The organism is Anoxybacillus thermarum (genome assembly GCF_000836725.1).
Taxonomy (GTDB): domain Bacteria; phylum Bacillota; class Bacilli; order Bacillales; family Anoxybacillaceae; genus Anoxybacillus; species Anoxybacillus thermarum.
Window position 1 is genome coordinate 46,539 of record NZ_JXTH01000006.1, and the last position, 21,796, is coordinate 68,334.

A 21,796-nucleotide genomic window follows, 5' to 3' on the forward strand; every position below is an offset into this window, starting at 1 on the left:
TATGCGCGTAACAGTAAAAGAAGTCGGCCCGCGTGATGGATTGCAAAACGAGCCAGTATTTATTGCAACGGAAGATAAAATCGCATGGATTAATCAGCTATCAAAATCGGGGTTGTCATACATTGAAGTGACGTCGTTTGTCCATCCAAAGTGGATTCCGCAGCTTGCCGATGCGTACGAAGTGGCTTCGCGCATCGAGCGAGTGGAAGGAGTGACATATGCTGCGCTTGTGCCAAACAAAAAAGGACTAGAAAGCGCGCTTGCAGCAAATATCGATGAAGTTGCCGTGTTTATGTCAGCAAGCGAAACGCACAACCGAAAAAACATTAATAAATCTATTGAAGAAACGTATCCAGTATTAAGAGAAGTCATCGATGAAGCGAAGCGGGCAAATAAAACCGTTCGCGGCTACGTATCAACGGTGTTTGGCTGTCCGTATGAAGGGGAAGTTAGCGTCGAGCGCGTAATCGCTGTTTCTGAACGGTTGTTTGAACTTGGCATTGATGAGCTGTCGCTCGGTGATACGATCGGTGTCGCGAATCCCGTCCAAGTACAACGAACGTTAGAACATCTATTAAAGCGGTTTTCAGCTGAGAAGATGGCACTCCATTTTCACAATACGCGTGGCATGGCACTTGCAAATGTGTTTGCATCGCTACAAATGGGCATAACCATTTTTGATAGTTCGCTTGGCGGACTAGGTGGTTGTCCGTATGCTCCAGGGGCATCTGGGAATTTAGCGACAGACGATTTAGTATATATGCTTACACAAATGGGGATCGAATGCGGTGTCCAGTTGGAACCTTTAACAGAAGCAGCACGATGGATAGAAGAGAAAATTGGCCGTCCGCTTATGAGCCATCACCTGAACGTTGCAAGGGGGAATGGATGATGATGGAAGCTGTTCTTTATTCCACAATTGATGCAGGGGTGGCAGTTGTCACGTTAAATCGACCGGATGCAGCCAACGCTCTTTCATTAAAAATGTTAAACGAACTGCAGCGCATTCAAGCGGAACTGAAGTTAAATCGAAACGTGCGGGCAGTCATTGTCACAGGTGCGGGGCAAAAAACATTTTGTGCAGGGGCAGATTTAAAAGAGCGGGCAAAAATGAATGAAACACAAGTGCGTCAAACGGTTGCGCTCATTCGAGAAACGATCAATGGGTTTGAACAGTTGCCTCAACCTGTCATTTGTGCCCTGAACGGTGGAGCTTTTGGCGGTGGACTTGAATTGGCGCTTGCATGTGACATTCGCATCGCTGCTGAGCATGCCACGATGGGACTGACAGAGACAGCGCTTGGCATCATTCCTGGTGCAGGAGGGACGCAACGCCTTCCACGGCTTATTGGGATCGGGCGTGCAAAAGAGATGATTTATACAGCAAGGCGCATTTCGGCTCAAGAAGCAGAGCGGATTGGTTTAGTCGAGCGCGTTGTTTCTGCTGAACAATTGTTAGATGAGGCGTTTACGATCGCGACAGCGATCTCGAATAACGCACCGATTGCCGTTGCTCAAGCGAAAGCAGCAATAAACCATGGCGTGCAAGTCGATATGCAAACAGGGCTTGTCATTGAACAAATGGCATATGAGCGAACGATTCATACACACGACCGATTAGAAGGACTACAAGCATTCAAAGAAAAAAGAAAACCGATGTACAAAGGGGAGTAAAGGACATGATTTCAAACGAACAATTACCGCTTGTTGAACAGCTACAACAAAAACGAAAACAAATTGAACAAGGGGGCGCGCGCAAATATCACGAAAAAAACGCTGAGCAAGGGAAATTGTTTGTGCGCGATCGCTTGAAACTGTTATTTGATGAAGGGCTACAATTTGAAGATGCATTTTTCGCCAACTGTTTAGCGGACGGACTGCCAGCAGATGGTGTCGTGACAGGGGTCGGAAAAATTAACGGACAAACGGTATGCGTCATGGCAAACGATTCGACTGTAAAAGCAGGTTCGTGGGGGGCAAGAACAGTAGAAAAAATTATTCGCATTCAAGAAACGGCTGACAAACTACGATGCCCGATTTTATATTTAGTCGATTCGGCTGGTGCACGCATCACGGATCAAATTGAAATGTTCCCGGGACGACGGGGAGCAGGACGTATTTTTTACAATCAAGTGAAATTGTCTGGAAAAGTTCCGCAAATTTGCTTATTGTTTGGACCGTCAGCTGCAGGGGGGGCGTACATCCCTGCATTTTGTGATATCGTTATTATGGTCGAAGGAAATGCTTCTATGTATCTCGGTTCACCGCGAATGGCTGAAATGGTCATCGGTGAAAAAGTGACACTTGAGGAGATGGGTGGCGCTCGCATGCATTGTTCTGTTTCGGGTTGCGGTGATGTGCTCGTAAAAACGGAAGAAGAAGCGATCGCATTTGCGCGTAAATATTTGTCGTACTTTCCAGCTAATTTTAGTGAAAAACCGCCGGTGGCGGAGCCGAGAGAGCCAAAGGCTTTTGACAAAACGATTGAAGAAATCATTCCGAAAAATCAAAATGCTCCGTTCAATATGTACGATTTAATCGACCGCGTGATCGATGAAGGATCGTTTTGTGAAATAAAAAAGCTGTTTGCACCTGAACTAATTACAGGTCTTGCACGCATCAACGGCCAACCCGTTGGGATTATCGCTAATCAACCGCGCATGAAGGGCGGCGTGTTGTTTCATGATTCGGCCGATAAAGCAGCAAAATTTATTACACTTTGCGATGCATTCCATATTCCGCTCATCTTTTTAGCAGATATCCCTGGCTTTATGATCGGAACGAAAGTGGAACGAGCGGGGATCATTCGCCATGGTGCTAAAATGATTTCAGCGATGTCAGAAGCAACCGTGCCGAAAATTTCAATCATTGTACGGAAGGCATACGGAGCAGGATTATATGCTATGGCAGGACCAGCCTTTGAACCGGATTGCTGCTTAGCTTTCCCGCATGCACAAATTGCTGTCATGGGACCAGAAGCAGCCGTGAATGCGGTATATGCGAATAAAATTGCTGAACTGCCAGAAGAAGAGCGAGCCGCTTTTATTGAGCAAAAGCGTGAAGAATATCGAAAAGACATCGATATTTACCGACTTGCTTCGGAAATGGTTGTCGATGGCATTATTGCGCCAAATGAGTTACGCTCTGAACTCATTCGGCGATTAGATGCATATATGTCGAAATATGTGGTATTTTCTGAACGAAAACATGGGGTCTACCCTGTGTAGTTGTCAAGACATATGGTACAATGGAGGCGATGTGTTGTAACATCGCTTTTTTTTCGGGAAATTTCCCCGGAAATCGACAACAATTTGCACATGTTGTCGATGAAAAGAAAGATGAGTTTATTTTTAAAAAAACGCTCTTTGTTCCATACTTCCTGTATCTTTTTGTATAATCGAGAAAGGGGATTTGACGTTTGATTTACATATGGCTTATCGTACTATTTTTCATTTATAGCATATTCCCAACGTTGATTGTCCGTATTTCCCCATTTCGTGTACAAAAGAGAGTGAAAAAAGGCGTAGCATTAACGTTTGATGATGGTCCAGATCCGGTGTATACACCTCAGTTGCTTGATTTATTAAAAAAATACAATGTAAAAGCAACGTTTTTCGTTGTCGGCTGGAAGGCGAAAAAATACCCACATCTTATTAAAAGAATGCATGAGGAAGGGCATACGATCGGTTTGCACCATTATTACCATACGAGCAACTGGTTTCTTCTGCCGCTTGTTACGGAATGGGAGCTTGAACGATCAGCACGTGTCATTGAGCACATTACAGGCGTTCGTCCGGTATACTACCGTCCGCCATGGGGACATTTAAACATATGGACGGTGTTCGTGCAGAAAAAGTATAAAATCGTCATGTGGACATATATTCTTGGTGATTGGAGAACTTCATTAGGTGTGGATCGCCTTTATGAGCGGTTAGTGAGCAGTATAACAGATGGGTCAATCATCGTATTGCATGATAGCGGTTCGACCATTGGGGCTGACGAACATGCGCCAGCGAACATGTTACGAGCATTAGAACAATTACTGCAACATTGCTCTGTTCAATGGGTAAAAGTGAACGAGCAATAAAGGGGAATGAGGAAATGGAAGCGAACAACATTTTAATGTATATTCAATCCCACGGTTATATTGTATTATTTCTCTCATTATTTTTCGGTATTGTCGGTATTCCCGCACCTGAAGAATCACTTTTGTTTCTCGTCGGCATATTTATTTCGCACGATCAATTGCATTTATTTAGAAGCTTATTTTTCGCGATTTCCGGGGCGACAGTTGGGATGGTTGTTGCCTATATGACTGGCCATACGTTTGGCTCAGCGCTGTTATTTAAATATGGGCATTATATTGGTTTTCATCGTCGGCGTTATCGGTATGTTTATCGTCACTTTCGAAAACGAGCTCCTTGGATTATTACATTTGGTTATTTTATTCCAGGTGTTCGTCAGTTATCCCCATACATGGCTGGAGTTGTTCGTGTTCCGTTTCTCCCGTTTCTTTTTTTGTCGTTTGTTGGCTCAGCGTTTTGGATTAGTTTATTTATATTTGTCGGGAAGTTTCTTGGAGAGCGTATACATATTCCCCTTTACTTATTACCGTGGATAACGATTGTATTTTTTAGTTTATTTTTCATTGGGCTATATGTGAAAAGAAGAAAAACAAATTAAAGGGAGTTCGCATAATGATGAACATTCTCGTCCTACCTTTGTTTCAAATGTCATCTGGCCATCATCAAGTGGCCGATGCGCTCATATATTCATTGCAACATCGTTTTCCTAACGTTTCTTGCGAAAAAGTTGATTTCTTAAGTTATTGTAATGAACAAATGGAAAGGAGAGTAGCGGACTTTTATCTTCGCTGGATTTCGCTATCACCGCACTCATATGAATGGATGTATCGACGATGGATGAAAAAATTTGAACAACCAGCGATGGAACCGTGGTTGCTTTATTTTGAAAAGAAGATGAAACGTCTTCTTCAAGAGAAAAAACCAGATCTCGTTATATGTACGCATTCGTTTCCTTCGCACGTGTTGCAGCGATTGAAACAAAAAGGCGCTGTAACAGTGCCTGTTATAAACGTATATACGGACTTTTTTTTAAGCGGCATTTGGGGAAAAACAGCGATTGATTATCACTTTGTTCCGCATCAGGAAGCGAAACGGTCGCTATGTACGAGGTTTCGTATCGAGCGTCATCGCGTCATTGTAACGGGCATTCCGATTCATGAACATATTGTGCCTGCTGAGAAAAGGAAACAGAGAACAAATAAACGTATTTTAGTGGCAGGTGGCAACCAAGGATTAGGGAAAATGAAACAATTTTTAACGAATGCGAAACATTCTCAGTTCACTTATTTTGTATTATGCGGCAAAAATGAAGCGCTGTATAACGAGTTAAAAAGTTGGAACGATCCGCGCGTTCGGCCATTTCGATATATTTCTGATCCAGCGAGAATGAACGAGCTGTACGATGAAGTCGATGCGATTGTGACAAAGCCGGGTGGTGTCACCATGAGTGAAGTGCTCACGAAAAAACTGCCTGCTTTTACACTTTCGTATTTGCCAGGACAAGAACAAATAAATTTGCATTATTTGAGAAAAAAAGGACTTATTTATCTTCTTGACGATAAAGAATCTTACGACCAACAATTAATGCATATATTGATGAATGATGAGGAAATGAACCAATTAGAAAAACGAATGGAGCACTATTGGCTCGGACGTGAAAAAACAGCGCAAGAAGCGCTTGCTGAATGGATTGAAACGAATATATATGCAATGAAAAAGCGATGAAATTTGCTCATCGCTTTTATTTTTTTGATTTTCCGTATGTGTCAATGCTTAATTTGACATTGATTTTTTCTAGTGTATCATTTGTAAGCGAAACTAATCCGTTTGTCGTATATTTGTGCCAGTCGTTGACGTTTTGACGGTACAATGCGTTCGATAATTGAAGTGTATCGACACCTTCCCTCACGCCATACTGGAATAAGCTTCTTATTTCTCTCTCGACCGTTTTTGTTGCGTATTCAATAATTTGTTTTTCGGACATTTGTTCACGAAGTTCAATGATGCTCCCCGTTGCTTGTACATCAACGGTAAATACAGGATGACCGTCTTTTATATTGTACGATATGCTTGCTTTCGGTTCGCGTACAACGAGCGTGCCGATCATTTTTCCGTTTGGTTGAATGTAAATAGGTGTTCTTCCTGTCCCTTTTGTAACCCAGCGCAATCCGTCTAGTTTATCGCGAGGCATGCATGTTTGCTTATTGTAGCGATGCAAAAAACAAACGCCGTTGATTTTTAGCATCGGTTTCTTTTTCTTGTTTTCTGTCCAACTTTTCTTGTCAACTGCAAGAGATGGAAGAGGAAAGATGACTGCTTTTTCATTTGAAGCAGCCACAAGTTGATTTAGCCGCTTCGGTTGAATGAATGAACTTTGTTCATAAATATCTGTCGGGTTCGCCAATAGCGAAAAGTACGGCGAATAATCTAAAAATGGCGTTGTTTCAAATAGCTGTTCAATCGGTTCCTTAGTTGTAAACGCCCAAATGGTATGGCGAATTTCATTGTAACGGTCAAGGACATCAATGACGTCGCGCACAAGTCCTTTTTTGAGTGCCCGTTCCGTAAAGACAATCCCTTTAATATGTCCCCACGATACACCTTGTTGAATAGTGTGATACAGCCGATCTGTCGCGACATTAAACGTTTCGCCTTTCGCTTTTCCGATTGTAACAGTTGATTTTTCCCGACCGCCCCCTGCTTCGACTTTCGCAAGCCCTGAAAAGCTAATGAGTTGCGCATATGCGACCACTTGATCGTCTTCATAGTCCACGCCGATTACATGAATGTAAGTGAGATGGTCGATTTCTTTCATCCCCCAGCAGCCTGTTAAAAACAAACAACAAAAACAATAAATGAACAGCCGGCTCATGATTCATCCCCCGGCGTATTATCGTTTGTTTTCAACATTTTCGGCCGCATTTTAAACTTTTTCCATCCGCTCGTAATAATGACTTTCCATATATCCCCCGTTGTCGGAGAAAGCGGCGCTAAATACGGGACGCCAAATGACGTTAAATTCGCTGTATAAATTAGAAGAAAAAAGATTGATGCGATAAAACCGAAAATTCCTAGCATAGAAGATGCGGCAAGAACGATAAAACGTAAAATAGATACCGTCCCTGCAAGCGATTGGTTGACGAGTGTAAACGTCGCAATGACTGACGTGGCAATAACAACGAGCGTTCCTGGGGCGGCTAATCCAGCGTTAATGGCTGCCTGTCCAATAATCAACCCACCTACGACAGATAACGTCTGCCCGATGGCAATCGGTAACCGCATCCCCGCCTCTTTAAAAATTTCAAACAAACTGATCATAATAAATGCTTCCAATGGGGCTGGAAGTGGCACCCCTTGTCTAGCTAGAACGATGGTTGCCAATAGTGTAAATGGCAATTGATCTTGATGGTATGTTGTAATCGCTACCCAAAGCCCCGGCAAAAAGACAGCGAAGCTGATACCGATGAGCCGAATCATTCGTTGAAACGTAACGAATACGAATGATGTGCTATTGTCTTCTGATGTATTTAGTAAAAATGTTAAATTTGTCGGTCCGATTAATGCGGTCGGCGAGCCGTCAACAAACACAGCGAATCGTCCGCTCAGTAGTGCGTTGACGACAAAATCAGGGCGACCGGAGTATGCGAAGACGGGAAATAAAGAGATGTATTTCTCGCTTAACAATTCTTCTAATTGGTTTGTTCCAGTTAAGGCGTCAATGTTAATTGTACTTAAGCGACGCTTTAATTCATCAACGGTTTCTTGGTTAATAATGTCTTTGATATATAAAATATCAACTTTTGTTCGGCTTCGTTTGCCGATTAATACTTGTTCAACGTGTAAACTGCTCGTTTTTAGCCGTTTGCGCACGAGTGCCACATTTTTAGCTACTTCTTCAATAAAGCCGTCTTTCGGTCCGCGAATCGATACTTCGGTGTTTGGTTCTTCTGGATTGCGATTCGGTGGATTCGCAAGCGAAATGGAATACATCGCTTCCGCTTCCACAAAGTAAATGACTAAATCCCCATTAAAAATGATAAAATCGAGCTGTTGAGCAGAGACTGATTTTCCGACTAAGTGAAGCGGCATTTGTTTATATTTTTCAATGTCCGTCACTGAATATAGCGGGTATCGTTGTCCCATGCGCGTGATCGTCGGAAAAATAAATTCTTTAAGTAGCTTCGTATCACATAATTCTTCACAGTAAACGAAAATGAGTGAAAGCGGTTTTCGTTCGTCCGAATAAATGGTCGCTGGCATAAGCACAACATCTTTACATTGCGCAAAATGTTCTTTTAACGTTCGTTCATCGACAATGATTTCAGCGGTCATGCGGACGCTCTCCTTTCTTTTATACGTATGGCTAATGCTAGGACGAACAAAACAATAGAAAGAAAACAAATAAAGAAAAACGAAATCGGTAGAAGCCATTCTTTTAATATGTGAAAAAATGTGTAATCGCTCATCGGCGTCATCGCGGCGAAAAAAATGACGACGTATACAAATATTAATATCCAACGGCGCGATGCTTTATTTGTGATAGCAAATAACTCTGGAATGAGCGCCGTCGCGAGCGAAATGCGAATGAATGCTCCGGCAAGCCATTGATAAACGGATAAAAAATCAAAATGCTCTAAATATGTTCCTAAATTCACCATTCTCCATTGCTCAAAGGCCGGGTAACGCAAATGACTAGCTTCTGTTGGGCCAAACTCTGTAATTGCCCCAATTGTCGGTCCGATCGACAAACTAGCAGCGACAAGCCCAAATAAAATGAGTTTCATAAAAGAAATGTTTGTTTTCATTTGTTGTTGCATAAACAGGAGAAGAACAATTTCTCCATACCCGGCAGCGACGTACATTACTCCCTTCCAAACGGGTCCCCAGCCTTCTTCGAGCATTGGCTTTAGCAGGTCATAGTTTTTATGTGGTGTAGTTGCAAAAGCGACGAATATGCCAAATACGACAACGAAGGGCAAAATAATACCAGATGTTTTCGCGATCGATGGCAAACCGATTGAGGCGTTATAAAAACAAATCATGCTCAGCGTGACGATAATTGCCCAATCCGGTGTTGCTGTTAAATATGATGTCGTTGTAAACGTTGTCGTATCTTTTAACGTGACGATGCTAATAACAAGTAAATATAAAGACGTGATCGAGGCGATAAAATAGGCGATCGGAGCGCCGATATTTTCTTTTAGCCATTGAAAGATGCGCGTTTGTTGTGATTGTTTTATAGGAAAATAAATGAGAGGAAGAAATATAACAAGCAATATAAGCCCGATAACGGTCGAAATCCATGCATCTCGTCCAGCAATTTCAAGCAAAACAGGAATGATGATGACGTGATTCATCAGTCCGATGGATAGCATTAAAACGAATAACATTTGTATCGTGTTCATATTCACACACCTTTTTTCCAATTGTATTTTTATCGTTTCCAAACAGGGAAATGATATGCATTGTCACCATCTAGGCTCGTTTCACCATATAAATAAAAAAGCAGTTGTGCTACAATAAATGAAGTGAATGTACAGTCGAGGAGGAACGAACATGAAAATGACGTTAGGTGTATTATACGGCGGCAAATCGCCTGAACATAAAGTATCATTGCAGACGGCACGTTCGGTTATTAATGCGATAAATAAAGAAAAGTTTTGTGTCGTACCCATTTATATTACGACCGATGGAGAATGGCTGCGTGGGGAAGCGATTGAAGGAGAAGTGCAAGATGTGAAGCAGCTTGCGTTTCAGCAAGGTTTGCCAGCACTCACGTCTATTGCGAATCGTTCGGAAAAAAATGAGGAGCGCATTGATGTCATTTTTCCTCTTTTACACGGGCCGAACGGAGAAGATGGAACGGTGCAAGGGATGTTAGAATTATTGAACGTACCGTATGTTGGGAACGGTGTGTTAGCATCAGCTGTCGGCATGGATAAAGTTGTCATGAAGCAACTGTTCGCACAAGCGGGATTAAAACAAGCGCGTTACGTCTTTTTCTTGAAAAAAGAATGGGAAAAACATAAAGAGACCGTATATGGAATAGTAGAGCGTGAGCTTGGCTATCCGTGTTTTGTCAAACCCGCCAATGCCGGTTCGAGCGTCGGAATAAGTAAATGTAAAAACCGTGAGCAGCTACAATTGGCATTCCAAGAGGCGTTTCGTTACGATCGAAAAGTGATTGTCGAAGAAGCGATTGTTGGTCGTGAAGTAGAAATTGGGGTAATCGGAAACGATGAGCCAATTTGCTCTGTTGTTGGGGAAATTGTGCCGAAAAAAGAATTTTACGATTACGAAGCAAAATATGTCGATGGAAATACAGAATTAGTCATCCCAGCGAACATTACAGATAAAGAATACGAAACGATGAAACAAATGGCGCTTACTGCTTTTAAAGTACTTGATTTAGCTGGATTAGTGCGCGCCGACTTTTTCTTGACGACAGATGGGGAGGCGTATATTAACGAAGTCAATACGATGCCGGGCTTTACACCATTCAGTATGTTCCCGCTTTTATGGAAACATACCGGCGTATCGTATGAGGAGTTAATTGAGCGTCTCATTCAACTAGCGATTGACCGATATGAAGAAAAACAAAACATTACGTATGTGTTTTAAGGTGATAATATGATTATACGTTCATTAGCTGACATTCAAAAAATGATTCCAGGCAGTACGATTGATGAGCGTTTTTCTTCCGTTGTCATTCACGGTGTGTCGACAGATACTCGCACAATTGAGCGAGGAAATTTATATGTTCCGCTAAAAGGAGCGACATTTAACGGTCATCAATTCGTCATGCAGGCGTTTGAAAAAGGGGCAACAGCTGCATTATGGAGCAAACATGAGCCAAATGTACCGAAAGATGTGCCGCTCATTTTTGTTGATGATTCGCTCGTTGCATTGCAACAGCTAGCCCATGCGTATCGAAAACAACTTCGCGCGCGCATCATCGGGGTGACAGGGAGCAATGGAAAGACGACGACAAAAGATATGATTGCCTCATTGCTTGGGACAGTATACCGTGTGCAAAAAACAGAAGGGAATTTAAATAATCACATCGGTGTGCCGCTAACGCTTCTCCGCCTCAAAGAGGACACAGAATATGCGGTCGTTGAAATGGGGATGAGTGGTTTTGGCGAAATTGAATTACTCTCTACCCTAGCTGAACCAGATGTTGCGATTATTACAAACATCGGCGAATCACATTTACAAGAGCTCGGTTCGCGTGAAGGAATTGCAACAGCGAAGTTTGAAATTGTAAAAGGATTAAAGCGTGACGGGTTGTTTATTTATCACGGGGATGAACCGTTGTTGCAAACGCGTGTGGAAAACGCTAATCTTTCGCATGTTCAAACGTTTGGGATGGGGACGACAAACGATTATTATCCGCTTCATATTCATGTGCAAGCGGATGGAACGGTGTTTGAGGTAAATTGTTGGCCAAATGAAACGTTTCATATGCCGCTCCTTGGCCGTCACCATGTCATGAACGCTCTCGCTGCCATGGCAGCCGCTCGTTTCGCTTCTGTTGATGTGTCCGATATGAAGAAAGGATTTTCGCGTTTATCTGTTACAAAAATGCGCACAGAAGTCATCAAACGCCATGACGGAGTGACGATCATTAACGATGCATATAACGCAAGCCCGACGTCGATGCGAGCTGCTCTTCAGTTGCTCGGACAATTGACAGGATATCGTAAAAAAATAGCGATTGTCGGCGATATGCTTGAATTAGGTGAGCAAGAAATTGCTTTTCACGAACAAATTGGCGAAATGATTGACCCACAGAAAATAGATTACGTATTAACGTACGGAGAGCGTGCGAAAGCGATCGCTGAACAGGCAAGCAAACGGTTTAGCGAAGGACGTGTTCGCTCGTATACAGATAAGGCGGAATTAGCCGCAGATGTACAAGCGATGATGGGAGCGGGCGATGTTATTTTATTAAAAGCATCTCGCGGCATGAAGTTAGAGGAAATCATTTCTTTGTTAAATGAGTAAAAAGAAACGTTCAATTTGTTGAAAACATATGCATAAAATGGTATGATGAACAAGAGCTATTTACGGAATGAATTTCAACAAGGCACTTCCGTCTATACGGGAATGCCTTTTTTCGTAAGTTATTTGAAGAAGGAGTATGAAAACATTGGTTACATTTAAAGAGTTTGGATTGAGTCCAGAAGTAATGAAAGCAGTTAGTAAAATGGGATTTGAAGAGGCAACACCGATTCAGGCGGCTACGATTCCGCTTAGTCTACAAAATCGTGACGTCATTGGCCAAGCGCAAACAGGAACAGGAAAAACGGCAGCATTCGGCATTCCGCTTGTTGAGAAAATTGATATGAACAACGATGCCGTGCAAGCGATCGTTGTTGCACCGACGAGAGAGTTAGCTATTCAAGTGTCCGAAGAGCTATATAAAATTGGTTCAACAAAGCGTGTGCGTGTTCTGCCGATTTACGGTGGGCAAGACATTGAGCGGCAAATTCGGGCGTTAAAAAAACACCCGCACATTATTGTCGGTACACCAGGGCGCATTCTTGATCATATTCAACGTCGTACGCTCCGTTTACAAAACGTTCATACGGTTGTGTTAGACGAAGCGGATGAAATGTTGAACATGGGGTTTGTTGAAGACATCGAGGCGATTTTAAGCCACGTGCCGACAGAGCGTCAGACGCTTCTTTTTTCTGCGACGATGCCAGAGCCGATCCGCCGCATCGCCGAACGTTTTATGGTCAATCCGGAGCTCGTTCGTGTCAAAGCGAAAGAAATGACCGTTCCGAACATTGAACAATATTATATTGAAATTCAAGAAAAGAAAAAGTTTGACACGTTAACGCGTTTATTAGATATTCAATCGCCTGAGTTAGCGATCGTTTTCGGAAGAACGAAGCGCCGTGTTGATGAGCTAGCAGAAGCGCTCAATTTGCGCGGCTATACGGCTGAAGGGATTCACGGTGATTTAAGCCAGGCGAAGCGTTTATCGGTACTGCGCAAGTTTAAAGAAGGTTCGATTGATATTTTAGTTGCAACGGATGTCGCTGCACGCGGTTTAGATATTTCTGGTGTGACGCATGTATATAATTTCGATATTCCACAAGACCCAGAAAGCTATGTTCACCGAATCGGTCGAACAGGACGTGCAGGTAAAACGGGAATGGCGATTACGTTTGTTACACCTCGTGAAATCGGACAGTTACATCATATCGAGAAGACGACGAAGCGGAAAATGGAGCGCATGAAACCGCCGACGTTGGATGAGGCGCTTGAAGGTCAACAACGAGCAGCGATCGAAAAACTGCTTGCGACAATTGAGCATAACAACTTATCATTTTACAAACGTGCAGCAGAAGAATTGTTAGAAGAGCACGACTCCGTTTCACTTGTTGCCGCATGTATTAAAATGTTAACGAAAGAGCCTGATATGACACCGGTGCAGTTGACAGAAGAGCCACCGGTGATGAAAAAAGAGAAAAAGCGACAAGTGCAGACGCGTCAACGCCGTAATGAAACGCGTGGCCGTGGAACAAAAGCGCGTGCGAAACGATAGGAGCTGTCTTCATAGATAGCTTCTTTTTGTTTATTGGAGGGATATGGATGATTGTTGGTATTGGGATTGACATTGTGGAATTAAGTCGTATTGCTCAGTTGATCGAACAACAACCAAAATTTATTGACCGCATTTTAACACATAATGAGCGCATTCGTTTTCAACAATTATCGTCAAAGCGAAAAGTTGAGTTTATGGCTGGGCGCTTTGCGGCAAAAGAAGCGTATGCGAAAGCGGTGGGGACGGGGATTGGTACACATGTTTCATTTCAAGATATTGAAATTGAAAATGATGAAAACGGTAAACCATATATCGCTTCCCCGACATTGAATGAACGTGTGCACGTATCTATTTCACATAGCGAACATTATGCTGTTGCTCAAGTAATCATTGAACGCTTGTCAAGCTAGTCTGCATATTCTCCCGCTTGACCTCATATGATGGCTTATGAAGGAAGTCCAAATGAGGTAAAGGGGTTGAAAAAATGAGACGAACATTGCTTTTCTGGTGCCTGCTTCTTTTCATTGTAGGTAGTTTGGCCGCTTGCGGAGAAAAGTCGCAACAAGATGTATTAAAAGCGCTCGATGAAAAAGTGCAAACGATGTCTGGGTACAAAGCAGAAGCAAAAATGACGCTTCAAACAGGAACAGAGCCACAAGTGTATGAAATTGAAATTTGGCACAAGTCTCCAAATTACTACCGAGTGAACTTAAAAAATGCCCAGCGTGACCAACATCAAATGATTTTGCGTAACGATGAAGGAGTATTTGTATTAACGCCTGCGTTAAATAAAAGTTTTCGCTTTCAAAGCGACTGGCCGCAAAATACAAGTCAAGTATACTTGTATGAATCGCTCGTAAAAGACATTTTAGCTGATTCGAAAGCAGATTTTAAAGCGACAAAAAACCATTACGTGTTCCAAACGAAGACAAATTACGAAAACAAAAAAATGTTGCCAAAACAAGAAATTACATTAAACAAAAAAGATTTAACTCCAGTGAAAGTGACCGTTATGGATATTGACTCGCAACCGATGTTGACTGTTGAGTTTTCAAAAGTAGAATGGAACGCCGCATTTGATGATAATGCTTTTGATGTCAGTAAAAACATGACGAGAGCGAAGTTAGAAAATGAGCAAGAAGCGACGACAGAAGCGAATCAACAAGCGGTGCCCGTCATGTATCCGACGTATGAGCTCGATGGGGTGAAGCTTGTTGAGGAAAAAGAATTTACAACAGCGAACGGCAAGCGAATCGTCATGACATTTGCCGGAGAAAAATCGTTTACGCTTGTACAAGAAAAAGCGCATGCTGTACCAACAGCGAACGTATCGACAACCGTTAAAGGCGAGCCAATTGATTTAGGGTTTGCGGTTGGGGCAATGACAAACGGAACGTTGACGTGGACGTATAAAGGAGTTGATTTTATTCTCGCTTCCCAAGACTTAACGAGAGATGAAATGGTTGCGATTGCTCGTTCCGTACAAGGTAAAATGATGAAGTAAGACTCGCATGGCGGGTCTTTATTTTTTTGTTGACATGACGCAAGGACAAAAGAAATAATCAAACGTGAACACATTTTTGAAGGGGTATGAAAGGATGGATCAAGCATTTTATCGCGATACATGGGCAGAAATTGATTTAGATGCGATTTTTTATAATGTGCAATCGATGAAACAGCATGTCGGTCCACATGTCGATGTGATTGCTGTGGTAAAGGCGAACGCTTACGGGCATGGGGATATCCAAGTAGCGAAAACTGCGCTGGAGGCAGGGGCAACGAGATTAGCAGTCGCTTTTTTAGATGAAGCGCTAGCACTGAGAAAAAAAGGAATTTCTTTAGACGTCCCGATTCTCGTACTTGGAGCCACAAACCCTCAATATGCACCGTTAGCTGCCAGTCAAAACATTGCATTAACTGTTTTTCGAGCCGAGTGGTTTGAGCAAGCATTCATGTATGGACCGTATGAGCAACCGTTGAATGTTCATATAAAATTGGATACAGGGATGGGGAGGTTAGGAGCTAAAACGAAAAAAGAAGTGCAACAAATTGTAAACATAGTTGAACAAAAAGACTCGTTTGTCATTGAAGGAGTATATACGCACTTTGCAACAGCCGATGAACAAAATGTCGATTATTTTTCGTTTCAATACGATACATTTATCCACATGCTAGAGTGGTTTCCTGTGAAACCTTCGCTCATTCATTGCGCCAATAGTGCAGCGGGACTGCGTTATCCTGATCGAGTATTTAATGCGGTACGATTAGGCATCTCGATGTATGGATTGGCACCGTCGCAAGAAATGAAACTATTGTTGCCTTATCCGTTAAAAGAAGCGTTCTCGCTCCATAGTCGTTTAACGCATGTGAAAAAGGTGAAAGCTGGAGAAAAAATAAGTTACGGAGCGACATATGAGGCGGAAGCAGATGAGTGGATTGGTACCGTTCCAATCGGTTACGCAGATGGTTGGCTACGTCGTATGCAACATTTTTCTGTTCTTGTTGATGGGAAGCGTGTCCCAATTGTTGGACGTGTTTGTATGGATCAAATGATGATTCGTTTGCCGTATGAACTTCCCATTGGTACAAAAGTGACGCTCATCGGTGAACAGCAAGGTGAGCGCATTTCCGTTGATGATGTTGCAGCTCATTTGAACACAATTAATTATGAAATCCCTTGTACGATTAGTTATCGTGTTCCCCGTATTTTTTTAAAAAATAAGAGTATAATTGAAGTGAGAAATGCGGTATTATAGTAGATGGGTGGAATGAGAACGATTGTTTTCGAAAAATTTCTACAAAATTTGGACAAATGATGCTGGAAATGACTTTGCATCGCGATGATGAAATGGTATGATGTAAATTGGGAGCAACTATGTGGTTGTAGTTTAGTTGGAGGTGTGTGTTTGTGTCTGAATCCAGCGCAACAACAGAAATTGTTATTCGGTTACCGCAGGCGTTAGTGAGCGAATTAGATGGAATTGTGAAGCAAGAAAACGGCAGCCGAAATGAGCTCATTTATCAAGCGATGAAAATGTACATCCGCGAACGGAAAAAACGTCAAATTCGAGAAGCGATGAGACGTGGGTATATGGAGATGGCGAAAATTAATTTGTCGCTTGCATCGGAGGCTTTTCTTGCGGAATATGAAGCTGACCACACCGTTGAACGCTTAGTTAGCGGGGGGTAATCTTTTGATTGTCAAACGTGGTGACGTGTATTTTGCCGATCTTTCTCCAGTAGTTGGATCTGAGCAAGGGGGCGTGCGCCCTGTGCTTGTTATTCAAAATGACATTGGGAACCGTTTCAGTCCAACCGTCATTGTTGCTGCCATTACTGCGCAAATTCAAAAAGCGAAGTTGCCCACACATGTTGAAATCGACGCAAAGCGCTACGGATTTGAACGGGACTCTGTCATTTTGCTTGAACAAATTCGGACGATCGATAAACAGCGTCTGACAGATAAGATTACCCATCTAGATGACGAGATGATGGATAAAGTAGATGAAGCGTTGCAAATTAGTCTTGGTCTTATTGATTTTTAATATGTCGAAAAAATAGCTACATTGTGTAGCTATTTTTGTTTAGAGGAGGAATTTTGTTTGGAACTACTAAAGCAGTTGGCTGTGAAATTACATATTCCATTTGTACACGTCCAACAAGTTATTCAGCTTTATGAGGAAGGAAATACGATCCCGTTTATTGCTCGTTACCGAAAAGAAATGACTGGTGCGCTTGATGAAGTGCAAATTCGCACTATTTTAGATGAATGGAATTATTTACAAAACTTAACAAAACGAAAAGAAGAAGTGATTCGCTTAATCGATGAGCAAGGAAAATTAACGGATGAACTGAAAGAAGCGATTACAAAAGCAACGAAACTGCAAGAAGTAGAAGACTTATATCGTCCATATAAACAAAAGCGACGAACAAAAGCGACAATTGCAAAAGAAAAAGGGCTGGAACCTTTTGCAGAATGGTTGTTAACGTTTCCGAATGAGTCGATTACAGAACGGGCACAATTGTTTATTGATGAGCAAAAAGAAGTACATACGATCGAAGAAGTGATACAAGGTGCCAAAGATATTATTGCTGAAAAAGTATCCGATGACGCAACGCTTCGTCAATGGATTCGTCACCAAACGTGGCAAACAGGAATGATCGCTTCTGTTGGAAAAGAAGTAGAAAAAGACGAAAAGCGTGTATTTGAAATGTATTACGATCATCGTGAACCGATCGCTAAAGCGCCCGCCCACCGTGTTTTAGCGATGAACCGCGGCGAAAAAGAAGGAGTTTTACGCATTGCAATTGATGTAGATGCTGAACGAATTATTACATACATTCGTAAACAAGTTATACGAAATGAGCGCTCATCGGCGGCCGACATTGTTGCTGAGGCGATTGAAGATGCATATAAACGTTTGATCGCCCCGTCTATTGAGCGAGAGGTACGAAATGAGTTGACAGAACATGCGGAAGAACGAGCAATCCACATTTTCGCTGAAAACTTACGCAACTTGCTGTTACAACCACCGTTAAAAGGGAAGGTCGTTTTAGGGATCGACCCAGCATATCGTACAGGATGTAAGTTAGCTGTTGTCGATGAAACCGGAAAAGTACTTCATATTGATGTCATTTATCCACATCCACCGAAAAATGAGGTGGAGAAAGCGAAAGAAAAATTAAAGCAATTACTTCATACGTATCAAGTGGAGTTAATTTCCATTGGCAACGGAACGGCATCGCGAGAGACAGAGCAGTTTGTAGCCGATACAATTTCTGAGTGGGAAGGAAACGTGTTTTATTTAATTGTCAATGAAGCAGGGGCAAGTGTATATTCTGCGTCAGATTTAGCACGTAAAGAGTTTCCACATCTACAAGTTGAGGAGCGAAGCGCTGTATCGATTGCTCGACGTGTTCAAGACCCGCTTGCTGAATTAGTAAAAATTGATCCGAAGTCTGTAGGAGTTGGACAATATCAGCATGATGTGTCGCAAAAAAAGCTTGAGCAATCGTTGCAATTTGTCGTAGAAACGGTTGTCAACCAAGTTGGTGTAAACGTGAATACAGCTTCTCCAACGTTGTTGCAATATGTATCTGGTTTAACGAAGACAGTAGCCGAAAATATTGTAAAATATCGGGAAGAACACGGGAAATTTACAAATCGTGAGCAATTAAAACATATTCCACGCCTTGGAGCGAAAACGTACGAACAATGCATTGGTTTTTTGCGCATCATAGATGGAGATGAGCCGTTAGACCGCACACCAATCCACCCAGAACGTTATGAAGAAGTGTATCAATTGTTACGTCGCCTCGGTTTTTCGACAGAAGCGATCGGAAGTGAGCAATTGCGAGTTGCACTTGAAGGAATAAATGTAGAAGAAACAGCACAAGAACTGAACATAGGGGTATTGACGCTTCAAGATATTATCGATGCGCTTAAGCGTCCAGAGCGCGATCCGCGCGATGATTTGCCAAAACCTATTTTAAAGCAACATGTGTTGAAGATGGAGGACTTGAAGAAAGGTATGGAATTAGAGGGAACGGTACGAAACGTTGTTGATTTCGGCGTATTCGTAGATATTGGTGTAAAGCAAGATGGGCTTGTTCATATTTCGAAACTAAGCAATCGATATGTGAAACATCCACTTGATGTTGTGTCAGTCGGCGATATTGTGAAAGTATGGGTTGATTCGGTCGATTTACAAAAAGAGCGCATCGCTTTAACGATGATTCCACCAACATCGGAAAACACACTGTCATGAGCAGTGTGTTTTCCGGTAAAAAAACCAACATTGATTGAGAAGTTTAATTTGAGCACGATTTTTCTCATAATATGCACGGCGCATTTGGTTTCTTAGCCACATCGGCATGATGATCACCTTCAAATTGTTTTTTTATTATGTTATGAGTAAAAGAGCCCAATGGTGAAAGGACGGAAGTAAAATGGATGAGCGCGAGTTGCAGGAGCTTGTTGAGCGCATATCGTTACATATATTTCATAAGCCGTTTCGACATCGAGCGATATTTAACGATCGGTTAAAGACGACAGGTGGGAGGTATTTACTTTCTACACATAACATTGAACTGAATCGAAAATATTACGAACAACATGGGGAAGAAGAGCTCATTCAAGTAATTAAGCACGAATTATGCCACTATCATTTACACCTAGAAGGAAAAGGTTATCGTCATCGTGATCGTGATTTTCGAGAATTGTTACAAAAAGTACAAGCCCCACGCTTTTGCAAACCTGTTGTATTAGCAAAGACGGGAAAGAAATATTACTATGAATGCACATCGTGCCATTATATATATGTGCGAAAAAAAGCGATGGATACGAATCGATATGTATGTGGACGCTGTCGAGGAAAATTAAAAAAAATAAAAAGAGAGTGTTGACAAGTCAAATCTTTATGTGCTAAATTATAAAAGCCGTCGTCATTCGATGAGAAAAAACAAGTAAAAAAAGACGGTTGACAGACATAAAAAGAATAAATATAATGTAAGCAGTCCTAATGATTAAATTGTTCCGCAGTAGCTCAGTGGTAGAGCACTCGGCTGTTAACCGAGCGGTCGTAGGTTCGAATCCTACCTGCGGAGCCATTGGAGAAGTACCCAAGTGGCTGAAGGGGACGGTTTGCTAAACCGTTAGGTCGTTCTTTTACGGCGCGCGGGTTCAAATCCCGCCTTCTCCGCCAGGAAGACAATGAATATGGCCCGTTGGTCAAGTGGTTAAGACACCGCCCTTTCACGGCGGTAACACGGGTTCGAATCCCGTACGGGTCATCCTTTGGAGTGCTCATTTTGTTCACTCCATTTCATTTCGGAGGATTAGCTCAGCTGGGAGAGCACTTGCCTTACAAGCAAGGGGTCGGCGGTTCGATCCCGTCATCCTCCACTCTTTTTGGTCCCGTGGTGTAGTGGTTAACATGCCTGCCTGTCACGCAGGAGATCGCGGGTTCGATCCCCGTCGGGACCGCCATTTAAAAAAGTTTTTTGGAGTGTTTTAACACACATGTTCGATTGCTTGTTGGGCTATAGCCAAGCGGTAAGGCAACGGACTTTGACTCCGTGATGCGCTGGTTCGAATCCAGCTAGCCCAGCCATTAATGTAGCGAGCCATTAGCTCAGCAGGTAGAGCACGATCGATTTAGCGTCTTTGAATAAGCGACAGCGTACCGCTCGAACTTCTTCTTGATTAGTCATGCTGAGAGCGGGACGTCGAAAAAATACTTGAGATTCGTTTTATGAAGTGAGCCATTAGCTCAGCAGGTAGAGCATCTGACTTTTAATCAGAGGGTCGGAGGTTCGAGTCCTCCATGGCTCACCATTTATGCGGGTGTGGCGGAATTGGCAGACGCACCAGACTTAGGATCTGGCGCCTTTGGCGTGGGGGTTCAAGTCCCTCCACCCGCACCAGTCGGTCGGTTTTTTTAACAATATGCGGTCGTGGCGGAATGGCAGACGCGCTAGGTTGAGGGCCTAGTGGGGGCAACCCCGTGGAGGTTCAAGTCCTCTCGGCCGCATCTAAAAGACTTGACTTTGGTTTATGAAATATGATATGCTGAGAAGGTCGTTAAAAACGCGCCCGTAGCTCAATTGGATAGAGCATCTGACTACGGATCAGAAGGTTAGGGGTTCGAATCCTCTCGGGCGCGCCATGTTTATATCATGATGAGGACGGGAAGTAGCTCAGCTTGGTAGAGCACATGGTTTGGGACCATGGGGTCGCAGGTTCGAATCCTGTCTTCCCGACCATCTCACTAGCGAACGTGCGGGTGTAGTTTAGTGGTAAAACCTCAGCCTTCCAAGCTGATGTCGTGGGTTCGATTCCCATCACCCGCTTTGATGTTCCTTGAAAACTGAACGAAGCGAAAAGCGTACAGAAGCTAAGGATAACTTTTCTATGGAGAGTTTGATCCTGGCTCAGGACGAACGCTGGCGGCGTGCCTAATACATGCAAGTCGAGCGGACGATTCAAAAGCTTGCTTTTGAATCGTTAGCGGCGGACGGGTGAGTAACACGTGGGCAACCTGCCCTGTAGACGGGGATAACACCGAGAAATCGGTGCTAATACCGGATAACACGAAAGATCGCATGATCTTTCGTTGAAAGGCGGCGCAAGCTGTCGCTACAGGATGGGCCC

The 21,796-nt window shown here is 42.9% G+C and carries 19 protein-coding genes, 12 tRNA genes, 1 rRNA gene and 1 pseudogene; 29 read left to right on the plus strand and 4 right to left on the minus strand.

Features of this window, described 5'->3' with window-relative positions:
* The first annotated feature begins 1 nt into the window (after window position 1).
* The 6 genes from LH47_RS02545 to LH47_RS02570 all read left to right on the plus strand — a co-directional run bounded on the left by LH47_RS02545 (window position 2) and on the right by LH47_RS02570 (window position 5,810).
* Complete coding sequence (locus LH47_RS02545) at window positions 2-892, plus strand: hydroxymethylglutaryl-CoA lyase (RefSeq protein ID WP_043964520.1); 891 nt, start codon at window positions 2-4, stop codon at window positions 890-892.
* The gene (locus tag LH47_RS02550) at window positions 892-1,674 is read left to right on the plus strand and encodes an enoyl-CoA hydratase (RefSeq protein ID WP_043964521.1); all 783 of its coding nucleotides are present in this window, start codon (window positions 892-894) and stop codon (window positions 1,672-1,674) included. Before LH47_RS02545 ends, LH47_RS02550 begins: the two co-directional genes overlap by 1 nt.
* Before the next feature lie 5 nt (window positions 1,675-1,679).
* Window positions 1,680-3,227, plus strand: coding sequence for an acyl-CoA carboxylase subunit beta (locus LH47_RS02555; protein ID WP_043964523.1), 1,548 nt, complete (start codon window positions 1,680-1,682; stop codon window positions 3,225-3,227).
* Between the two features lie 191 nt (window positions 3,228-3,418).
* Window positions 3,419-4,087 carry a polysaccharide deacetylase family protein gene (locus tag LH47_RS02560; RefSeq protein ID WP_043964525.1) on the plus strand — a complete coding sequence of 223 codons (669 nt, stop codon included), beginning with the start codon at window positions 3,419-3,421 and terminating at the stop codon, window positions 4,085-4,087.
* Window positions 4,088-4,101: 14 nt separating this feature from the next.
* Window positions 4,102-4,683 carry a DedA family protein gene (locus tag LH47_RS02565; protein WP_043964527.1) on the plus strand — a complete coding sequence of 194 codons (582 nt, stop codon included), beginning with the start codon at window positions 4,102-4,104 and terminating at the stop codon, window positions 4,681-4,683.
* Between the two features lie 14 nt (window positions 4,684-4,697).
* Window positions 4,698-5,810 carry an MGDG synthase family glycosyltransferase gene (locus LH47_RS02570; protein WP_043964529.1) on the plus strand — a complete coding sequence of 371 codons (1,113 nt, stop codon included), beginning with the start codon at window positions 4,698-4,700 and terminating at the stop codon, window positions 5,808-5,810.
* A gap of 16 nt (window positions 5,811-5,826) precedes the next feature.
* Here LH47_RS02570 and LH47_RS02575 read toward each other — a convergent pair whose 3' ends face one another.
* Genes LH47_RS02575 through LH47_RS02585 form a run of 3 tightly spaced genes read right to left on the minus strand, consistent with a single transcriptional unit; the run spans window position 5,827 to window position 9,490 of the window.
* On the minus strand, window positions 5,827-6,957 hold the full coding sequence (locus LH47_RS02575; RefSeq protein ID WP_043964532.1) for a Ger(x)C family spore germination protein: 1,131 nt from the start codon (window positions 6,955-6,957) through the stop codon (window positions 5,827-5,829).
* On the minus strand, window positions 6,954-8,417 hold the full coding sequence (locus LH47_RS02580) for a spore germination protein (protein WP_043964534.1): 1,464 nt from the start codon (window positions 8,415-8,417) through the stop codon (window positions 6,954-6,956). Before LH47_RS02580 ends, LH47_RS02575 begins: the two co-directional genes overlap by 4 nt.
* Complete coding sequence (locus tag LH47_RS02585; protein WP_043964535.1) at window positions 8,414-9,490, minus strand: GerAB/ArcD/ProY family transporter; 1,077 nt, start codon at window positions 9,488-9,490, stop codon at window positions 8,414-8,416. The genes LH47_RS02580 and LH47_RS02585 overlap by 4 nt, the downstream gene beginning before the upstream one ends.
* A gap of 151 nt (window positions 9,491-9,641) precedes the next feature.
* Here LH47_RS02585 and LH47_RS02590 point away from each other — a divergent pair, with 151 nt between their 5' ends.
* From LH47_RS02590 to LH47_RS02630, 9 genes and pseudogenes are all read left to right on the plus strand, one after another.
* Entirely contained in the window at window positions 9,642-10,706 is a 1,065-nt protein-coding gene (locus tag LH47_RS02590; RefSeq protein ID WP_043964537.1) for a D-alanine--D-alanine ligase, read from the plus strand.
* A gap of 9 nt (window positions 10,707-10,715) precedes the next feature.
* The gene (locus LH47_RS02595) at window positions 10,716-12,092 is read left to right on the plus strand and encodes a UDP-N-acetylmuramoyl-tripeptide--D-alanyl-D-alanine ligase (protein ID WP_043964539.1); all 1,377 of its coding nucleotides are present in this window, start codon (window positions 10,716-10,718) and stop codon (window positions 12,090-12,092) included.
* Between the two features lie 136 nt (window positions 12,093-12,228).
* Window positions 12,229-13,632 (plus strand): annotated as a pseudogene (locus LH47_RS02600) (DEAD/DEAH box helicase); the annotation flags it as partial.
* A gap of 59 nt (window positions 13,633-13,691) precedes the next feature.
* Window positions 13,692-14,054, plus strand: coding sequence for a holo-ACP synthase (gene acpS, locus LH47_RS02605; RefSeq protein WP_043964542.1), 363 nt, complete (start codon window positions 13,692-13,694; stop codon window positions 14,052-14,054).
* 74 nt (window positions 14,055-14,128) lie between these two features.
* Window positions 14,129-15,148, plus strand: a complete 1,020-nt coding sequence (locus LH47_RS02610; RefSeq protein WP_021095828.1) for a LolA family protein — start codon at window positions 14,129-14,131, stop codon at window positions 15,146-15,148.
* Window positions 15,149-15,242: 94 nt separating this feature from the next.
* Entirely contained in the window at window positions 15,243-16,400 is a 1,158-nt protein-coding gene (gene alr / locus LH47_RS02615; protein ID WP_043964544.1) for an alanine racemase, read from the plus strand.
* A 152-nt stretch (window positions 16,401-16,552) separates the two neighbouring features.
* Entirely contained in the window at window positions 16,553-16,834 is a 282-nt protein-coding gene (locus LH47_RS02620) for a CopG family ribbon-helix-helix protein (protein ID WP_003398486.1), read from the plus strand.
* Between the two features lie 4 nt (window positions 16,835-16,838).
* Window positions 16,839-17,189: a type II toxin-antitoxin system endoribonuclease NdoA gene (ndoA, locus tag LH47_RS02625; RefSeq protein ID WP_003253417.1), complete on the plus strand. Its 351-nt coding sequence runs from the start codon at window positions 16,839-16,841 to the stop codon at window positions 17,187-17,189.
* A 57-nt stretch (window positions 17,190-17,246) separates the two neighbouring features.
* Complete coding sequence (locus tag LH47_RS02630; RefSeq protein WP_235341025.1) at window positions 17,247-19,412, plus strand: Tex family protein; 2,166 nt, start codon at window positions 17,247-17,249, stop codon at window positions 19,410-19,412.
* Here LH47_RS02630 and cmpA read toward each other — a convergent pair.
* Entirely contained in the window at window positions 19,407-19,520 is a 114-nt protein-coding gene (gene cmpA, locus LH47_RS15850; RefSeq protein ID WP_085789152.1) for a cortex morphogenetic protein CmpA, read from the minus strand. The two genes, LH47_RS02630 and cmpA, sit on opposite strands and share 6 nt — an antisense overlap.
* 73 nt (window positions 19,521-19,593) lie before the next feature.
* Here cmpA and LH47_RS02635 point away from each other — a divergent pair, with 73 nt between their 5' ends.
* From LH47_RS02635 to LH47_RS02700, 14 genes are all read left to right on the plus strand, one after another.
* A complete protein-coding gene (locus LH47_RS02635; RefSeq protein ID WP_021095825.1) occupies window positions 19,594-20,049 on the plus strand; it encodes a SprT family protein in 456 nt (151 codons plus the stop codon).
* Window positions 20,050-20,178: 129 nt separating this feature from the next.
* Window positions 20,179-20,253, plus strand: a tRNA-Asn gene (locus LH47_RS02640).
* Window positions 20,254-20,255: 2 nt separating this feature from the next.
* Window positions 20,256-20,348, plus strand: a tRNA-Ser gene (locus LH47_RS02645).
* 16 nt (window positions 20,349-20,364) lie between these two features.
* A tRNA-Glu gene (locus LH47_RS02650) sits at window positions 20,365-20,436 on the plus strand.
* A 39-nt stretch (window positions 20,437-20,475) separates the two neighbouring features.
* Window positions 20,476-20,548: transfer RNA gene (locus LH47_RS02655), tRNA-Val, on the plus strand.
* A gap of 8 nt (window positions 20,549-20,556) precedes the next feature.
* Window positions 20,557-20,632: transfer RNA gene (locus LH47_RS02660), tRNA-Asp, on the plus strand.
* A 49-nt stretch (window positions 20,633-20,681) separates the two neighbouring features.
* Window positions 20,682-20,756, plus strand: a tRNA-Gln gene (locus tag LH47_RS02665).
* Between the two features lie 148 nt (window positions 20,757-20,904).
* Window positions 20,905-20,980 (plus strand) — tRNA-Lys (locus LH47_RS02670).
* Window positions 20,981-20,985: 5 nt separating this feature from the next.
* Window positions 20,986-21,069: transfer RNA gene (locus tag LH47_RS02675), tRNA-Leu, on the plus strand.
* Between the two features lie 24 nt (window positions 21,070-21,093).
* Window positions 21,094-21,176: transfer RNA gene (locus tag LH47_RS02680), tRNA-Leu, on the plus strand.
* A 58-nt stretch (window positions 21,177-21,234) separates the two neighbouring features.
* Window positions 21,235-21,311, plus strand: a tRNA-Arg gene (locus LH47_RS02685).
* 20 nt (window positions 21,312-21,331) lie between these two features.
* Window positions 21,332-21,408, plus strand: a tRNA-Pro gene (locus LH47_RS02690).
* A gap of 16 nt (window positions 21,409-21,424) precedes the next feature.
* Window positions 21,425-21,495, plus strand: a tRNA-Gly gene (locus tag LH47_RS02695).
* 58 nt (window positions 21,496-21,553) lie between these two features.
* A 16S ribosomal RNA gene (locus tag LH47_RS02700) occupies window positions 21,554-21,796 on the plus strand; the annotation flags it as partial.